Consider the following 15,228-nt stretch of genomic DNA (forward strand, 5'->3'; position numbering starts at 1 on the left):
CACGTGCTCGTCCGTCCCCTGAACGGAGCTGATGCACATGAACCGCCGAACGCTCGCCGCCCTGGCCACCGGAACCGCGCTGCTCCTCGCCGGCTGCACCGGTACCGGCGGCTCGACGAAAGCCGCGGACGCCAAGGCGCCGACCGACCCCTCGAAGGTGACCGGGACCATCACGGTCCTCACCCAGCGGACCGACCTGGTGCAGGACGGCACGATGAAGAGGTACGCGGCCGCGTTCAACAAGGTCTATCCGAAGGTGAAGGTCGAGTTCCAGGCACTCACCAACTACGAGACCGAAGTCAAGATCCGGATGAACACCAAGAACTACGGTGACGTCCTGATGATCCCCGGGGTCATCAAGAAGAGCGACTACCCGAAGTTCTTCGCCTCCCTCGGCACCGAGACCGAGCTCTCCAAGAAGTACCGTTTCACCGGCTTCACCACGGTCGACGGCAAGGTCTACGGGCAGAGCCCGATCGGCGTGATGCCGGGCTTCGTCTACAACAAGCGGGTCTGGAAGCAGGCCGGGGTGACCGATTGGCCCACCACCCCGGCCGAGTTCATCGCCGACCTCAAGGCGATCAAGGCGAAGACCGGCGCGACCCCCTACTACACCAACTACGCCGCCCAGTGGCCGCTGACGTCGTGGACGTTCGTGAACGGCTCGGTGCACTGCGATCCGCAGGCCACCACCAAGCTGGCCGAGGGGGATCCCTGGGCGGCGGGATCCGATCTGCGGGTGGGCGACACAACGCTGTACGACATAGTCCACGACGGTCTCGCCGAGAACGACCCGACCACCACCAACTGGGAAGCCTCCAAGGCCCAGCTCGCCAAGGGGAAGATCGCCACCCAGTGGCTCGGCACCTGGGCGATCGTCCAGTTCCAGGACGCGGCGAAGAAGGCCGGCGTGAACCCCGACGACATCGGCTTCATGCCCTTCCCGGCCCAGACCGACGGGAAGTTCTGCGCGGTCGTCGGCCCCGACTACAACCAGGCCGTCAACATCCACTCCGCGCACAAGGCGGCGGCCCGCGCCTGGATCGACTGGTTCACCGACAAGTCCGGCTACGACAGGGACAACCTGGCGATCTCCCCGCTGAAGGGCGCGGCCCTGCCCGCCGTCCTCAAGCCGTACTCGGACGCCGGAGTGAAGCTGATCGAGCTGGACGACACGGCCGGCGCCCGGGTCAAGCTCATCGACTCCGCCTCCGAGGTCGGCATCAACGCCCCCGACTACCGCCAGAAGCTCGTCGACCTCGCCCGGGGCGCCCGCGGCGGCACCCTGGACGGCTTCCTGGACGACCTCGGCAGCAAGTGGACCGCGGCGGAGAAGACCGCGGGGACGTCATGACGTACACCACGGCGAAGAACGTCCCGGCCGCGCGACTCGCCCAGGCACCCGCCGCGCCCGCGCCCCGCCGGGCCCGGCGGCCCCTCACCCCGTGGCTCTTCCTGCTCGCCCCGCTCGCTCTCCTGGCCACCTTCACCTACGCGCCGATCGTGAACATGCTGGCGTACAGCTTCACCGACTGGGACGGCGTCAGCCCCGAACTCCACTACACCGGCGCCCACAACTACGCGGAGATCTTCACCCGCCCCGACCTGTTCGAGGTCTTCCTGGTCAGCGGGTACTACCTGGCGGCCTCGGCCGTCCAGATCGTCCTCGCCCTCTACTTCGCGACCGTCCTCAGCTTCGACATCCGGTTCCGGAACTTCTTCAAGGGGGTGCTGTTCTTCCCGTCCCTGATCAACGGGGTGGCGATCGGATTCGTCTTCCTCTACTTCTTCCAGGACGGCGGCACGCTCGACTCCGTCCTCGCCCTGTTCGGCGTGCACACCGGCCACGCCTGGCTGGGCACCCCGGTGTCGGCGAACGTCTCCCTGGCCGGCGTCTCGGTCTGGCGCTACCTGGGCCTGAACTTCGTGCTCTTCCTGGGCGCGATCCAGTCCATCCCCGGGGAGCTGTACGAGGCGGCCGAACTGGACGGGGCGAACCGCCGGCAGCAGTTCCGCCACATCATCGCGCCGGGCATCCGGCCGGTCGTCACGCTCACCGTGATCCTCTCGGTCTCCGGCTCGCTGTCGGTCTTCGAGGTGCCGTACATCATGACCGGCGGTGCGACCGGCACGGAGACCTTCGTGACCCAGACCGTGAAACTGGCCTTCCAGTACAACAAGACGGGGCTCGCCTCGGCGGCGGCGGTCGTCCTGCTGCTGATCGTGCTGGCGGTGACGTGGCTGCAACGGCGGCTGGTGCCCGACGAGAGGGTGGACCTCGTATGACACGCCGACGGGTGACCCGCGCGCTGGTCTACCTCTCCCTCGTCGCGGCCGCGCTCGTGGTGCTGCTCCCGCTCTCCGTGGTCCTGCTGACCTCGCTGAAGTCGTCGGGCGAGATGGCGGACGGCAGCGGGGCGCTGACGCCGCCCCACGACCTGCTGAACCTCCACAACTACGTGACCGCCTTCCGGGACGGCGGCATGCTCCGGGCCTTCGGCAACACGCTCTTCATCGTGGTCTTCTCGATCGGCGGGACGGTCCTGATCGGCTCGATGACGGCCTACGCGATCGACCGGTTCACCTTCCCCTTCCGGAGACTCGTCGTCGGGCTCTTCCTGCTGGCCGCGCTGGTCCCCGGGGTGACCACCCAGGTGGCCACCTTCCAGATCGTCAACAGCTTCGGCCTCTTCGACACCCGGTGGGCGCCGATCGCCCTCTACATGGGCACGGACATCGTCTCGATCTACATCTTCCTGCAGTTCGTCCGCTCGATCCCGGTCTCCCTGGACGAATCGGCCCGCCTGGACGGCGCGAACGCGTTCACCATCTACCTCAGAATCATCCTGCCGCTGCTGAAACCGGCGATCGCGACCGTGGTGATCGTGAAGGGGATCGCGGTCTACAACGACTTCTACATCCCGTTCCTCTACATGCCGTCCCAGAACCTCGGTGTCATCTCGACGTCCCTCTTCCGCTTCCGCGGCCCCTACGGAGCGCACTGGGAGATCATCTCGGCGGGCGCGATCCTGGTCATCCTGCCGACGCTGATCGTCTTCCTGTGCCTGCAGCGCTTCATCTACAACGGCTTCATGCGAGGCGCGACGAGGTGACTCGGGGCATGGGGCCAACGGCGGGCCCCTGCCCCGGGAGGCGTCGAGGGCCGGCAGTAGTTCCCGGATCTGCCGGACGAGGACCGGTCCGCGGTACGCCGAACTCCAGGATGCGGGCGTTGCCCGTGAGCAGGCGCCGGGTGCGGGCGGGGCGGGACCGGAGTGCGGGTGATGTGGGCACGGGGGTTCCTCTCGGGTGACGGGGTGCGTGCACGGGCGGCGGCCGGCCGCCGGGTCATGAACGGCCGTACAGGCAGGGGCTGTCGGGTGCGGTCCGGGGGGCCGGCACGCACGCCGGCCGGTGGCGGCCGGCCGGCGTCCGCGGTGCTTCGTCGGCCGGCGTCATGACCGGCGCCGCGAGCGCGCAGACCAGCCGCGGCCCGTCGCCCACCGTGCCGTCGTCGCCGTACGCGAGTTGCATGGTGGCCGGGCCGCACACCACGCCGAGCGCGTCGAGCACCCGGGCCGTGTAGCGCGCGAGGGCCGCGGCCGGCGGGCCGCTCGGCGGACGCGGACCGGCGGTCACGTCCGCCCGCAGGCCGGTGACGACGTGCTCGGGCCGTCCGTCCGGGCCCGGGCGGGTGACGGTGTCGACCGTGTACCGGCGGCGACCGGGCAGTTCGGTCAGCACCAGGTGCGGGCTCCCGGAGTGCTGGGCGGCCGCCTGCCACAGCGCCGGCCAGGCCGCGCCGATCCGGCGTTCGTCCGCGCACTCCACCGCGTCGACCGGGGTTCCGGCGGCCGCCGGGGCGAGCAGGTAGCCGGCCGCGGGGTACGACCGGGCCCAGGCCACGGCGTCGGCCAGCCGTGCGGTGCGGACGCCCCGCAGCACCGGCATCCCCACCCGGGCCAGCCGGGCCGCCTGGGCACCGCGGTCGTACCGCAGCGCCGAGGACGCCGGATCGGCGCCCGGAAGACCGAGCTGCCAGGCGATCCGCTCGGCCAGCTCGATGCCCCCGGCGCCGCCCGCGACGACGGCCGACACCCCCAGCGCCCGCAGCGCCTTGACCGTCTGCCGCAGTCCCCGGTGCACGACCGTGTCGCCGTACCCGACGGGCGGCGGCGCGTTCCGGTACGCGGGCGGGCGCAGCCGGCGCTCCGGAAGGACGGCCACGGTCCGCCAGCCATGCCGTGCGAAGGCCTGCGGATACCCGCCCTTACCGTCGTACGGGGCGACCACCGCCGCGGCACCGGCGGCGGGATCGGCCCGGAGCACGGCCGCGACGGCGGAGGACGGGACGCTGGTCATGGCGCGGGGCTCCTGTGCGGGGTCGGCGGGTGGGGGCAGGGTGGAGGCAGAGCCACGGTCCGGCTCGTCGCGCCGCCGGCGAAAGTGTCTGAAAGGGCACTGTCGCGCCGGGGCCGGCCGGAGGCCTCCGGCGGGCGCGGGAACCGCTGACGAGGACGGCGGTGCGGTCGGGGTGTCGATGGCCGTTCTGTTCGCCCGTCCCGGTGCGGGCTCGTTCGGACCAAACGGTCTCTTCAGAAGGGACCAAGCGGTCTGTTCTGTCGACGTCCAGTCTGGAACCAGGGCCAGAGGACGTCAAGCAGCCTGGGCTGACGGCGTTGTCCTCCGTGACGGACAGCGAGACCGGTCAGTACCGGCATGCCATAGAGGCCCTTACGCGCGAGCCCCTCGCCCGGTCCGATCTTCGCGGTAGTATCGGGAGGCTGATCGATGCGTGGGCATGAATCCGTGACATGGGCCTCGAAGGCGAGATCGAATGAGCAACCCGCGCAGGCCGCGACGTCAGCAGCAGCGCGCCATCGACACCAGGCAGCGAATTCTCGACACCGCCGGCGCGCTTTTCGTGAGGGACAGCTACGAAGGAACCTCGGTCGGTGACCTCATCACCGCCGCACGGACCAGCAAGGGTGCCTTCTATCGGCATTTCCCGGGCGGAAAGATCGAAGTGGCGACGGCCATCATGCAGAACACGCTGACCATGGACGGTCTGCGGGAACAGCGGTTCATGCTCCAGGAAGTGGTCGACATCGGGATGATCCTGGCCTACCGGATCTCCCACGAGAACGCCCTTCAGGCCGCCTTGAAACTTTCGTTCCACAGCAATGCGCCGGAAACCTATGGAACTCCCTGGCCGGACTGGATCGTTTTCAATACCGGGCAGCTCACCGAGGCGCGGCGACGCGGAGAGCTGAAACCCTTCGTCGATGCGGAGCAGCAGGCCTACCAGATCGCGGGGAACTGGGCCGGAGCGGTGCTCATCTCCAACACCGTCGACCGGCACCTGGGAAATGTCGAAGCGCGGATCTCGCGCATGTACCGCAACCTCGTGACCGCGATCGCGGTCCCGGACCTCCTGCCCGAGCTCGACCTCTCCGTGAACCGGGGCAGGGATCTCTACACCGCGTTCCTCGAAGGCCCGGCCGACCAGGTCGAACCGGCCGACCAGGTCGAAGAAGGCCCGGAGTGAGCGAGCGGGTGTCCGCCTAGGCGGACAGCGCCGCCACCAGCACCGGTGTCACCTGCTCCACCTGCCAGGGCCGCGCGCCGTATCCCACCAGCGCCGCCCCCACGGTCTCCGCGTCGACCGCCTTCGGCGGCTCCCAGCAGATCCGGCGCACGGTGTCCGGCGCGATCAGGTTCTCCTGCGGCATGGTGAGCCGTTCGGCCAGTGCCGACACCGCGGCCCGGGCCGCCGACAGGCGAGCCGCCGCGGCGGGGTCCTTGTCGGCCCACGCCCGGGGCGGCGGCGGTCCCGTCACCGGCTGCCCGGGCTGCGGCAGCGCGGCGTCCGGCAGCGCCTTGGCGCGGTCCACCGCGGCCTGCCACTGCTCCAGCTGCCGGCGGCCCATCCGGTGGCCGTAGCCGTTCAGGCCCGCGAGGGCGTGCGCATTGGCCGGCAGCGCCAGCGCCGCCTCCACGATCGCCGCGTCGCCGAGCACCTTGCCCGGCGACACGTCCCGCTTCTGCGCGATCCGGTCCCGGGTCTGCCACAGCTCCCGCACCACCGCCAGCTGCCGGCGCCGGCGCACCTTGTGCATCCCCGACGTCCGGCGCCAGGGGTCCTTTCGCGGCTCGGCCGGCGGTGCGGCCGCGATCGCGTCGAACTCCTGCCGCGCCCACTCCAGCTTCCCCTGCCGGTCCAGCTCCTTCTCCAGGGCGTCCCGCAGGTCCACGAGCAGTTCGACGTCCAGCGCGGCGTACCGCAGCCAGGGCTCGGGCAGCGGCCGGGTCGACCAGTCCACGGCGGAGTGGCCCTTCTCCAGCACGAAGCCGAGGACGCCCTCGACCATCGCGCCCAGTCCGACCCGGGGGAACCCGGCGAGCCGCCCGGCCAGCTCGGTGTCGAAGAGGCTGCTGGGTGTCATGCCTATCTCGCGCAGGCAGGGCAGGTCCTGGGTGGCCGCGTGCAGCACCCACTCGACGCCGGTGAGCGCCTCGCCGAGGCCGGACAGGTCGGGGCAGGCGACGGGGTCGATCAGTGCGGTCCCGGCGCCTTCCCGGCGCAGCTGGACGAGGTAGGCGCGCTGGCCGTAGCGGTAACCGGAGGCCCGCTCGGCGTCGACGGCGACGGGGCCGGAGCCGGCGGCGAAGGCGGCGATCACGCGGGCCAGCGCGGCCTCGTCCACGACCACCGGCGGAATGCCCTCGCGGGGCTCCAGCAAGGGGATCGGCGCCTCCGTCACAGAAGATCCGGCGTCGTCCGGAGGGGTGCCCCCGGTGGTGCGCAGTGAACTGTCTGCTGCGGTGTCTTGGGCGTCGGTCACATGTCAAGGGTATCTGTGTGTGGACGGCGCCCGTCGACGGAACGTTCCGTCGACGGGCGCCGGAGGGTCGTAAACCAGTCAGGCCGGTGAAAGATCAGGTGCACGAACGGGGGACAACGGGATACGACGCGACGGCGGACCATCGGACGGCCCGGTCACATCGGTGAACGCATGACCGGTCGGTGACCGGCGATCGTTCGGTCAGTGGATGATGCCGGTGCGCAGGGCGACGGCGACCATCCCGGCGCGGTCGCCCGTGCCCAGCTTGCGGGCGATGCGGGCGAGGTGGCTCTTGACGGTGAGGGCGGACAGTCCCATCGAGACGCCGATCGCCTTGTTCGACTGGCCCTCCGCGACCAGCCGGAGCACCTCGACCTCACGGCCGGAGAGCTCGCGGTAGCCGCCCGGGTGGCTCGGGGCACCCGGGGGGCGGCGGTGCATACGGGCGGCGGCGCCGATGGGGGCGGCACCGGGTCGGGTGGGGAGCCCGATGTTGGTGCGGGTGCCGGTGACGACGTAGCCCTTGACACCGCCGGCCAGGGCGTTGCGCACGGCGCCGATGTCGTCGGCGGCGGACAGGGCCAGGCCGTTGGGCCAGCCCGCCGCGCGGGTCTCGGACAGGAGGGTCAGGCCGGAGCCGTCGGGGAGGTGGACGTCTGCGACGCAGATGTCGCGGGGGTTGCCGATGCGGGGACGAGCCTCCGCGATGGACGAGGCCTCGATGACATCGCGTACGCCGAGCGCCCACAGGTGGCGGGTGACGGTGGAGCGGACGCGCGGGTCGGCCACGACCACCATGGCGGTGGGCTTGTTCGGGCGGTAGGCGACCAGGCTTGCGGGCTGCTCTAGGAGAACGGACACCAGGCCTCCTGGGTGGGGGACGGGGCCGGCTTGTGGGGATGAAGCCGGGACGAACCGTGCTTTCAAGGTCACAGTCGTCTTCGGCACCAAACCCGTCCGCCTTTAGAGAATGATCACGATCTGGTGAGTAACAATACGTGCAATTCGGACACGCGATCGATCATCCGAAGATCGAATCGGTTCGGGCCGTTGCCGTACGAGACAGAAAGTGGCCGTATCGACAAAGAGATGGTCAATGGAGGGTGAGTCGACGGGGCCCGGGTGGACGGGGCCCCGGTCGACGAAGGAACGGGTTCAGCGCGCCTGCGGGTCGCGGCGCTGCGGCAGCGTGACCACCGAGGCGTCGCCGGGGACGGCCGGCGGCAGGCCCGCCACCTGCGCCAGCAGGTCGCACCAGGAGGCGAGGTGGGCCGCGGTGTCGGGAGCGCCGGAGCGGCCCTCCCGGGGCGTCCAGGAGGCCCGGATCTCGATCTGCGAGGCGGCGGGACGCGCGGACAGCCCGCCGAAGTAGTGCGAACTGGCGCGCGTCACGGTCCCGCTCGGCTCGCCGTACGACAGGCCGCGCGCCTGGAGAGCGCCGGTCAGCCACGCCCAGCAGACGTCGGGCAGCAGCGGATCGGCCGCCATCTCCGGCTCCAGCTCCGCGCGCACCAGCGTGACCAGCCGGAACGTGCCGTGCCAGGCGTCGTGCCCGGCCGGGTCGTGCAGCAGCACCAGACGCCCGTCGGCGAGATCCTGGTCGCCGTCGACCACGGCCGCCTCCACGGCGTACGCGAACGGGGCGAGCCGCTGTGGGGCGGGCGTCGGCTCCACCTCGACCTGCGGCCGCAGCCGGGCACCGCGCAGCGCGTCGACCGCGGCCCGGAAGGCCGGTGGTACCGGTGGCGCCGTACTCCCGGTATGTCCTTCGTCCTCCCCGTTGTCCTTCCCCTCGCCCATCCCGCCAGCGCCGTCCGACAGTCGTCCCTGAGCCGCAGCCATGCGGGGAAGAGTAAGGGGAACGACGTCTTCGCGCAGGGAGAGACACCACCTAAGGACCATGTAAGGGCGCCGCGATACCGGCTTCCGGGGCGTGCGAGACTTGCCGTCGTGAGTGCGAACGGAAGCCCCGCGGGCCAGCAGCCGACAGCGACGTACGACAGTGCCTTCCTGAAGGCGTGCAGGCGTGAGCCCGTGCCGCACACCCCCGTGTGGTTCATGCGACAGGCCGGCCGCTCGCTGCCGGAGTACCACAAGGTGCGCGAGGGCGTCCCGATGCTGGAGTCGTGCACGCGGCCCGAGCTGGTCGCCGAGATCACCCTCCAGCCCGTCCGCCGGCACGGCGTGGACGCGGCGATCTACTTCAGCGACATCGTCGTCCCGCTCAAGGCCATCGGCATCGACCTCGACATCAAGCCCGGCGTCGGCCCGGTCGTCGCGCACCCGATCCGCACCCGCGCCGACCTCGCCCGGCTCCGCGACCTCACCCCCGAGGACGTCTCCTACGTCACCGAGGCGGTCGGCCTGCTCACCGCCGAGCTCGGCCCGACCCCGCTGATCGGCTTCGCCGGCGCCCCGTTCACCCTCGCGAGCTACCTCATCGAGGGCGGCCCCTCGCGCACCTACGAGAACGCCAAGGCGATGATGTACGGCGACCCGGAGCTCTGGGCCGACCTGCTCGACCGCCTCGCCGACATCACGGCCGTGTTCCTCAAGGTGCAGATCGAGGCCGGCGCCTCCGCCGTCCAGCTCTTCGACTCCTGGGCCGGGGCGCTGGCCCCCGCCGACTACCGCCGCTCGGTGCTGCCCGCGTCCGCGAAGGTCTTCGACGCCGTCGCCGGATACGGCGTCCCGCGCATCCACTTCGGTGTCGGCACCGGTGAACTGCTGAAGCTCATGAGCGAGGCCGGCGCGGACGTCGTCGGCGTCGACTACCGGGTCCCGCTCGACGAGGCCGCCCGCCGGATCGGCCCCGGCAAGGCGCTCCAGGGCAACCTCGACCCGGCCGTCCTGTTCGCCGGCAAGGACGCGGTGGAGACCAAGGCGCGCGAGGTGCTCGACGCGGCCGCCGGTCTCGAAGGCCATGTCTTCAACCTGGGCCACGGCGTGATGCCGTCCACCGACCCGGACGCGCTGACCCGGCTCGCCGAGTTCGTGCACACCGAGACCGCGCGCTGACCCGGTCCGCTGCTACCAGCCGTGCCGGGGCCGGGCCCGCCTGCCGAACAGCAGGCCGCGCGGCTCCGGCGGCGGGGGTGTGCCCGGTTTGAGCGGCCAGGCGAGCACCATGCCCACCAGGAAGCCGACGATGTGTGCCGCGTACGCCACGGTCCCGGCGTCGGAGACGCCCTCACCGGACGAGTAGACGGCCTGGAGCACGAACCAGAAGCCCAGCACCAGCCAGGCCGGCAGCCGCAACGGCAGGAAGACCAGGAACGGGACGAGTACCCAGACCCTGGCCCTCGGGTAGAGGACCAGGTACGCGCCCAGGACCCCGGCGATCGCGCCGGACGCGCCGATCAGCGGGTCGCCCGACGAGGCGTTGAGGAGCGCGAAGCCGTAGCCGGCCGCGTAGCCGCAGAAGACGTAGAAGAGGAAGAAACGGATGTGGCCCATCCGGTCCTCGACGTTGTTGCCGAAGATCAGCAGGAACAGCATGTTGCCCAGCAGGTGCAGCCAGCTGCCGTGCAGGAACATCGCCGTGAACACCGACAGCGCCGGCGACTTGTGGTAGCCGGGCGCGCCGACCACGCAGCCGGGGCCGTTCCGGCCGATGCCCACCTGGCCGGTCGGGACCACCTGCGGCATCTGATGGTGGATCAGCTCCCGGGGGACCGCAGCGTAATGGTCCATGAACGCCTGCAGATGACACAGCTGCGCCAGGTCGCTGCCGCCGGCCACGGAGCCGGCTATGCCGGGCATGAAGAGGAAGACGAGTACGTTCGCGGCGATCAGCGCGTACGTCACGTACGGCGTGCGACGCACCGGGTTCACGTCATGAACGGGGATGACCACAGCTGACTAGTGCCCAGGCAGGGGGCGCTCGATGCGCGGGGAGTCCCGGTGAACGCCGGCACGCGCGCGTGCGTATGTCCTTGCGACCGACGTGAGGTTCAGGCGACGTGAGGAACAGGCGATGAACGAGCGGGTTACTCCTCAGGCATTCCCTCCCATGCAGGCGCTCCCCGACGGTGAGGCGGAACTCTCCCTGGTCGTACGGCTTCCCTGGGAGGACGTGGCACGGCTCGGTCAGGAGGCGGGGCGGCTCGCCGCGCAGATGCAGCGGCCGGTGACGCTGGACGAGGCGGTGAGCAACCGGCTGCGGTCGACGCGGCCGGCGGCGGCGCATGCGCGGCAGGGGGCCGAGCAGCCTGCCGCCGCGGCTGCGCCGGGAGGGGCCGGGGTCACTTCGTTGCCGAGGATCAGCGGGACGGCTTGATCGCCGTTGCGGGGCGCGGATGCGCTGTGGCTGGTCGCGCCCCGCGGCGGAGCCGCAGATCGGCTACGCCGCGCGCCCCTTAGGTAGGCGCCCCTGGCGTATCTCAGGAAGTTCGCACCTTTGCTGCTGCTTTCCTCGCCGCGACCAGGACGGGGTCCCACACCGGTGAGAACGGTGGTGCGTAGCCCAGGTCCAGGGCTGTCATCTGTTCCACCGTCATGTTCGCCGTGAGGGCGACCGCCGCGATGTCGACGCGTTTGCCCGCGCCCTCGCGGCCGACGATCTGGACGCCGAGGAGGCGGCCCGTGCGGCGTTCCGCGATCATCTTGACCGTCATGGGGTCGGCGCCGGGGTAGTAGCCGGCGCGGCTCGTGGACTCTATGGTGACCGTCTCGAACCGGAGGCCCACCCGGAGGGCGTCCTTCTCGCGCAGGCCGGTGCGGGCGATCTCCAGGTCGCAGACCTTGCTCACCGCCGTGCCGACCACCCCCGGGAACGTGGCGTAGCCGCCCCCCACGTTGGTGCCGATGACCTGGCCGTGCTTGTTGGCGTGGGTGCCCAGCGGGATGTACTGCTCCTGGCCCGAGACCAGGTTCAGGACCTCCACGCAGTCGCCGCCGGCCCAGATGTCCTCGTGACCGCGCACCCGCATCGCGAGATCGGTCAGCAGGCCGCCGTGGCGGCCGACGGGCAGGCCCGCCGCCTGGGCCAGGCCGGTCTCCGGGCGGACGCCGATGCCCAGGACCACCACGTCCGCCGGGTACTCGGCGTCCTCCGTGGCCACCGCGCGCACCCTGCCGTCCTGGCCGGTGAGCAGCTTGGTGACCTCGGTGTCGTTCACCATGGTGATGCCAAGGCCCTCCATGGCCTCGTGCACCTGGCGGCCCATGTCGGGGTCGAGCGTGGACATCGGCTCGCTGCCGCGGTTGACGACCGTCACCTCGTAGCCCCGGTTGATCAGTGCCTCGGCCATCTCGACGCCGATGTAACCGGCGCCCACCACCACGGCACGGCGGCCACGCGTGTGTGCCAGCGTGTCGAGGAGGGCCTGGCCGTCGTCCAGGGTCTGCACCCCGTGCACCCCGGGTGCGTCCCCGCCGGGCATGTCGGGCCGGATCGGGCGGGCGCCGGTCCCGATGACGAGTTTGTCGTACGACGTCCAGGACTCGGCGCCGGAATCGACGTCACGCGCGCGTACCCGCTTCCCGGCCACGTCGATCTCCGTGACCTCGGTGCGCATCCGGAGGTCGATCGCGCGGGCGCGGTGCTCCTCGGGCGAACGGGCGACCAGCTGGTCCCGTTCGTCGACGGCCCCTCCGATCCAGTACGGGATCCCGCACGCCGAGTAGGAGGTGAAGTGGCCGCGCTCGAAGGCCACGATCTCCAGTTCGTCCGGTCCCCGCAGCCGGCGTGCCTGGGACGCCGCGGACATGCCCGCGGCGTCACCGCCGATCACCACCAGTCGTTCGCGCCCACCGTTCATGCTCATGCGAACACGCTACGGGGCGCGGTCATTTCGGGCTCGCTCAGGTCTCACTGCCGGGCCGGGTGGCGGCACGGCGCCGACGGGCGAGCTTCCACCACAGCAGCGCGAGTGCGGCCGCCAGGGCCGCGAACGGCAGGGCCGCGCCCACGGCCAGGGCGATCCAGCGCAGCATGGTGACGAAGACGTGCCAGCCGCCGGACAGGGCGTCCACGAACCCCGGGCTGTCGTCCTTCGTGGTCTTCGCGACGGGCGTCTGCGTGAGGGAAAGCGTGATCGTGGCCATGCTGGTGCGGTCCTTCAGGGACGCCTGCTGGGCGAGCAGTGCCTCCAGGTCGGCCTCCCGGCTGCTCAACTCCCCTTCCAGGGTGACCACGTCACTGAGCTTGGCCGCCCGGTCCATCAGCTCGCGGACCCGGGCCACGCTGGCCCGCTGCGACCTGATCCGGCTGTCCACGTCGACCACCTGGTCGGTGACGTCCTGCGCCTTCGCGGTGCGGTCGATCAGCTTGCCCGCCCCCTGGAGGCCGGTGAGCACCGCGTCGTACTTCTCGGTGGGGACCCGCAGGACCACGCGGGTGTGTTCGCGGCCCTCCGAGTCCCGGCTGGTGGTCTCGTTGCCGACGTAGCCGCCGGCGTCCTCGGCCGTGCTGCGGGCCGAGTCGAGGGCCTTGGGGACGTCCTTGACCTGCACGGTGAGGGAGGCGGTGCGGATGATCCGGTTCGCGGTGAGGTCGGGTGCCGTCCTGGTGACCCCGCTGCCGCTGTCCTTGGCGCCCGCCGAGCCCGCCGCCTCCTGCGCCGCGCCGTTCGCGCCGGCCTTCGCGTCGCTGGCGGAGCCGCCGTCGGAGGTGTCGCTCGCACCGCAGCCGGTGAGGACGAGGGCGGCGGCGAGCAGGAGGCCGGCGAAGGCGGGTCGTACGGGATGGCGCATGGTTCCCCCCGAGGGTCGTGATGACTGACGCTCCTTCGACGCCGGGGCGGGGCCGGACGTTTGCCGGCGACGGTCCCGATGCGGTCACGGTCCGGACGCGTAGGGGTCACCGGGCCCCGGCGGGAGTGTCAGTGAGGTCTGAGAGAGTGAGGGCATGAGCGCAACGGGTACGGGCACGGGTCGGGTCGTCGTCATCGGAGCCGGGATCGCGGGGCTGGCCGCGGCACACCGGCTGCTGCAGCGCGGCGCGCGCGTGACCGTGCTGGAGGCCTCGGGGAGAGTCGGCGGCAAGCTGCTGCCCGGCGAGCTCGCGGGCGTGCGCGTCGACCTGGGCGCCGAGTCGATGCTGGCCCGCCGGCCCGAGGCGGTCGCCCTCGCGCGCGAGGCGGGCCTCGCCGGCCGGCTGCAGCCGCCGGCCACCGCCACCGCCTCGATCTGGACCCGGGATGCCCTGCGCCCCATGCCCAAGGGCCATGTCATGGGCGTCCCCGGCACCGCCGCCGCACTGTCCGGGGTGCTCTCCCAGGAGGGCCTCGCCCGTATCGAGCGCGACGCCGACCTGCCCCGCACCGAGATCGGCGACGACGTGGCGGTGGGGGAGTACGTGGCCGCCCGGCTGGGCCGCGAGGTCGTCGACCGGCTGGTCGAGCCCCTGCTCGGCGGGGTCTACGCGGGCGACGCCTACCGCATCTCGCTGCGCTCGGCGGTCCCGCAGCTCTACCAGGCCGCCAGGACCCACACCTCGCTCACCGAGGCCGTCCGCGAGATCCAGGCCAAGGCGGCGGCCGACCAGCAGACCGGACCGGTCTTCATGGGCATCGAGGGCGGCGTCGGCACCCTGCCCCTCGCGGTGGCCGAGTCGGTCCGGGCCCGCGGCGGCGAGATCGTCACCGGCGCACCCGTGACGGAACTGCGCAGGGTGCCGGCCGACCGCGCGGACGCAGCCGCCCGTGACGGCTCCCGGACCGGCGGACCCGGCCCCTCGCCGGCCGCCGCCGACGCGCGCACCGTCTGGCGGGTCGTCGCCGGTGACCGGGTGCTGCACGCGGACGCCGTGATCGTCGCCGTCCCCGCGCCCGTCGCCGCGGGGCTGCTGCGCGCCGAGGCCCCCGCCGCCGCGGCCGAGCTGGCCGCCGTCGAGTACGCCTCGATGGCCCTGATCACCCTCGCCTACCGCCGCGTCGGCCTCGCCCTTCCCGAGGGCAGCGGCTTCCTCGTCCCGCCCGTCGACGGCCGCACCATCAAGGCCTCCACCTTCGCCTCCCAGAAGTGGGGCTGGATCGCCGAGGAAGACCCGGACGTCGTCGTCCTGCGCACCTCGGTCGGCCGGTACGGCGAGACCGCGGTACTCGGCCGTGAGGACGCCGACCTCGTGGAGCTGTCCCGGCGCGACCTGCGCGCGGCCACCGGTCTCGACGCGGCCCCCGTCGCCACCCGCGTCACCCGCTGGACCGACGGCCTGCCCCAGTACCCGGTCGGTCACCACGCGCGCGTGGCCCGCGTCCGCGAGCACGTCGCCAAGCTCCCCGGCCTCGCGGTGTGCGGGGCGCAGTACGACGGGGTGGGCATCCCCGCCTGCGTCGCGAGCGCGTACGCGGCGGTCGACCAGCTGGCGGGCGACCTCAGCGGTGTCGCGGAGCTGACGGCCAACCCGGTGCAGAGTCTGCACGGCGGAGCGGGAGAATAG

14 protein-coding genes are annotated in these 15,228 nt (G+C 71.8%); 7 read left to right on the forward strand and 7 right to left on the reverse strand.

Going from position 1 to position 15,228, the window contains the following annotated elements; genetic code table 11:
• Positions 1 to 37 precede the first annotated feature (37 nt).
• Genes OHB00_RS38080 through OHB00_RS38090 form a run of 3 tightly spaced genes read left to right on the forward strand, consistent with a single transcriptional unit; the run spans position 38 to position 3,113 of the window.
• The gene (locus OHB00_RS38080; protein ID WP_406441782.1) at positions 38 to 1,354 is read left to right on the forward strand and encodes an extracellular solute-binding protein; all 1,317 of its coding nucleotides are present in this window, start codon (positions 38 to 40) and stop codon (positions 1,352 to 1,354) included.
• Positions 1,351 to 2,286: a carbohydrate ABC transporter permease gene (locus tag OHB00_RS38085; protein ID WP_406441784.1), complete on the forward strand. Its 936-nt coding sequence runs from the start codon at positions 1,351 to 1,353 to the stop codon at positions 2,284 to 2,286. Before OHB00_RS38080 ends, OHB00_RS38085 begins: the two co-directional genes overlap by 4 nt.
• Entirely contained in the window at positions 2,283 to 3,113 is an 831-nt protein-coding gene (locus OHB00_RS38090; protein WP_406441786.1) for a carbohydrate ABC transporter permease, read from the forward strand. Before OHB00_RS38085 ends, OHB00_RS38090 begins: the two co-directional genes overlap by 4 nt.
• Before the next feature lie 235 nt (positions 3,114 to 3,348).
• On the opposite strand, the gene OHB00_RS38095 is transcribed toward OHB00_RS38090, so the two are convergent.
• Positions 3,349 to 4,362 (reverse strand): hypothetical protein, encoded by a 1,014-nt coding sequence (locus OHB00_RS38095; protein WP_406441788.1) that lies wholly within the window; start codon positions 4,360 to 4,362, stop codon positions 3,349 to 3,351.
• A gap of 475 nt (positions 4,363 to 4,837) precedes the next feature.
• Here OHB00_RS38095 and OHB00_RS38100 point away from each other — a divergent pair, with 475 nt between their 5' ends.
• A complete protein-coding gene (locus OHB00_RS38100; protein WP_406441790.1) occupies positions 4,838 to 5,548 on the forward strand; it encodes a TetR family transcriptional regulator in 711 nt (236 codons plus the stop codon).
• A 16-nt stretch (positions 5,549 to 5,564) separates the two neighbouring features.
• Here OHB00_RS38100 and OHB00_RS38105 read toward each other — a convergent pair whose 3' ends face one another.
• The 3 genes from OHB00_RS38105 to OHB00_RS38115 form a co-directional block, all read right to left on the reverse strand.
• A complete protein-coding gene (locus tag OHB00_RS38105) occupies positions 5,565 to 6,845 on the reverse strand; it encodes an HRDC domain-containing protein (RefSeq protein WP_406441792.1) in 1,281 nt (426 codons plus the stop codon).
• Positions 6,846 to 7,046: 201 nt separating this feature from the next.
• Positions 7,047 to 7,706, reverse strand: a complete 660-nt coding sequence (locus OHB00_RS38110) for a response regulator transcription factor (RefSeq protein WP_181808392.1) — start codon at positions 7,704 to 7,706, stop codon at positions 7,047 to 7,049.
• Positions 7,707 to 8,000: 294 nt separating this feature from the next.
• Positions 8,001 to 8,687, reverse strand: coding sequence for a DUF3000 domain-containing protein (locus OHB00_RS38115; protein ID WP_406441794.1), 687 nt, complete (start codon positions 8,685 to 8,687; stop codon positions 8,001 to 8,003).
• Positions 8,688 to 8,795: 108 nt separating this feature from the next.
• On the opposite strand from OHB00_RS38115, the gene hemE reads away from it, so the two are divergent.
• Positions 8,796 to 9,863 carry a uroporphyrinogen decarboxylase gene (gene hemE / locus OHB00_RS38120; protein WP_406441796.1) on the forward strand — a complete coding sequence of 356 codons (1,068 nt, stop codon included), beginning with the start codon at positions 8,796 to 8,798 and terminating at the stop codon, positions 9,861 to 9,863.
• A gap of 12 nt (positions 9,864 to 9,875) precedes the next feature.
• Here hemE and OHB00_RS38125 read toward each other — a convergent pair whose 3' ends face one another.
• Positions 9,876 to 10,700 (reverse strand): rhomboid family intramembrane serine protease, encoded by an 825-nt coding sequence (locus OHB00_RS38125; protein ID WP_406441798.1) that lies wholly within the window; start codon positions 10,698 to 10,700, stop codon positions 9,876 to 9,878.
• 121 nt (positions 10,701 to 10,821) lie between these two features.
• On the opposite strand from OHB00_RS38125, the gene OHB00_RS38130 reads away from it, so the two are divergent.
• Positions 10,822 to 11,124 carry a hypothetical protein gene (locus OHB00_RS38130; RefSeq protein WP_406441801.1) on the forward strand — a complete coding sequence of 101 codons (303 nt, stop codon included), beginning with the start codon at positions 10,822 to 10,824 and terminating at the stop codon, positions 11,122 to 11,124.
• A 103-nt stretch (positions 11,125 to 11,227) separates the two neighbouring features.
• On the opposite strand, the gene OHB00_RS38135 is transcribed toward OHB00_RS38130, so the two are convergent.
• Positions 11,228 to 12,613 carry an FAD-dependent oxidoreductase gene (locus OHB00_RS38135; protein WP_406441803.1) on the reverse strand — a complete coding sequence of 462 codons (1,386 nt, stop codon included), beginning with the start codon at positions 12,611 to 12,613 and terminating at the stop codon, positions 11,228 to 11,230.
• Between the two features lie 37 nt (positions 12,614 to 12,650).
• Positions 12,651 to 13,541, reverse strand: a complete 891-nt coding sequence (locus tag OHB00_RS38140) for a DUF4349 domain-containing protein (protein WP_406441805.1) — start codon at positions 13,539 to 13,541, stop codon at positions 12,651 to 12,653.
• A gap of 154 nt (positions 13,542 to 13,695) precedes the next feature.
• Between OHB00_RS38140 and hemG the strand changes: the two genes are divergently transcribed.
• Positions 13,696 to 15,228 (forward strand): protoporphyrinogen oxidase, encoded by a 1,533-nt coding sequence (gene hemG, locus OHB00_RS38145; RefSeq protein ID WP_406441807.1) that lies wholly within the window; start codon positions 13,696 to 13,698, stop codon positions 15,226 to 15,228.

This window comes from Streptomyces sp. NBC_00631, assembly GCF_045206895.1.
Lineage (GTDB): Bacteria > Actinomycetota > Actinomycetes > Streptomycetales > Streptomycetaceae > Streptomyces.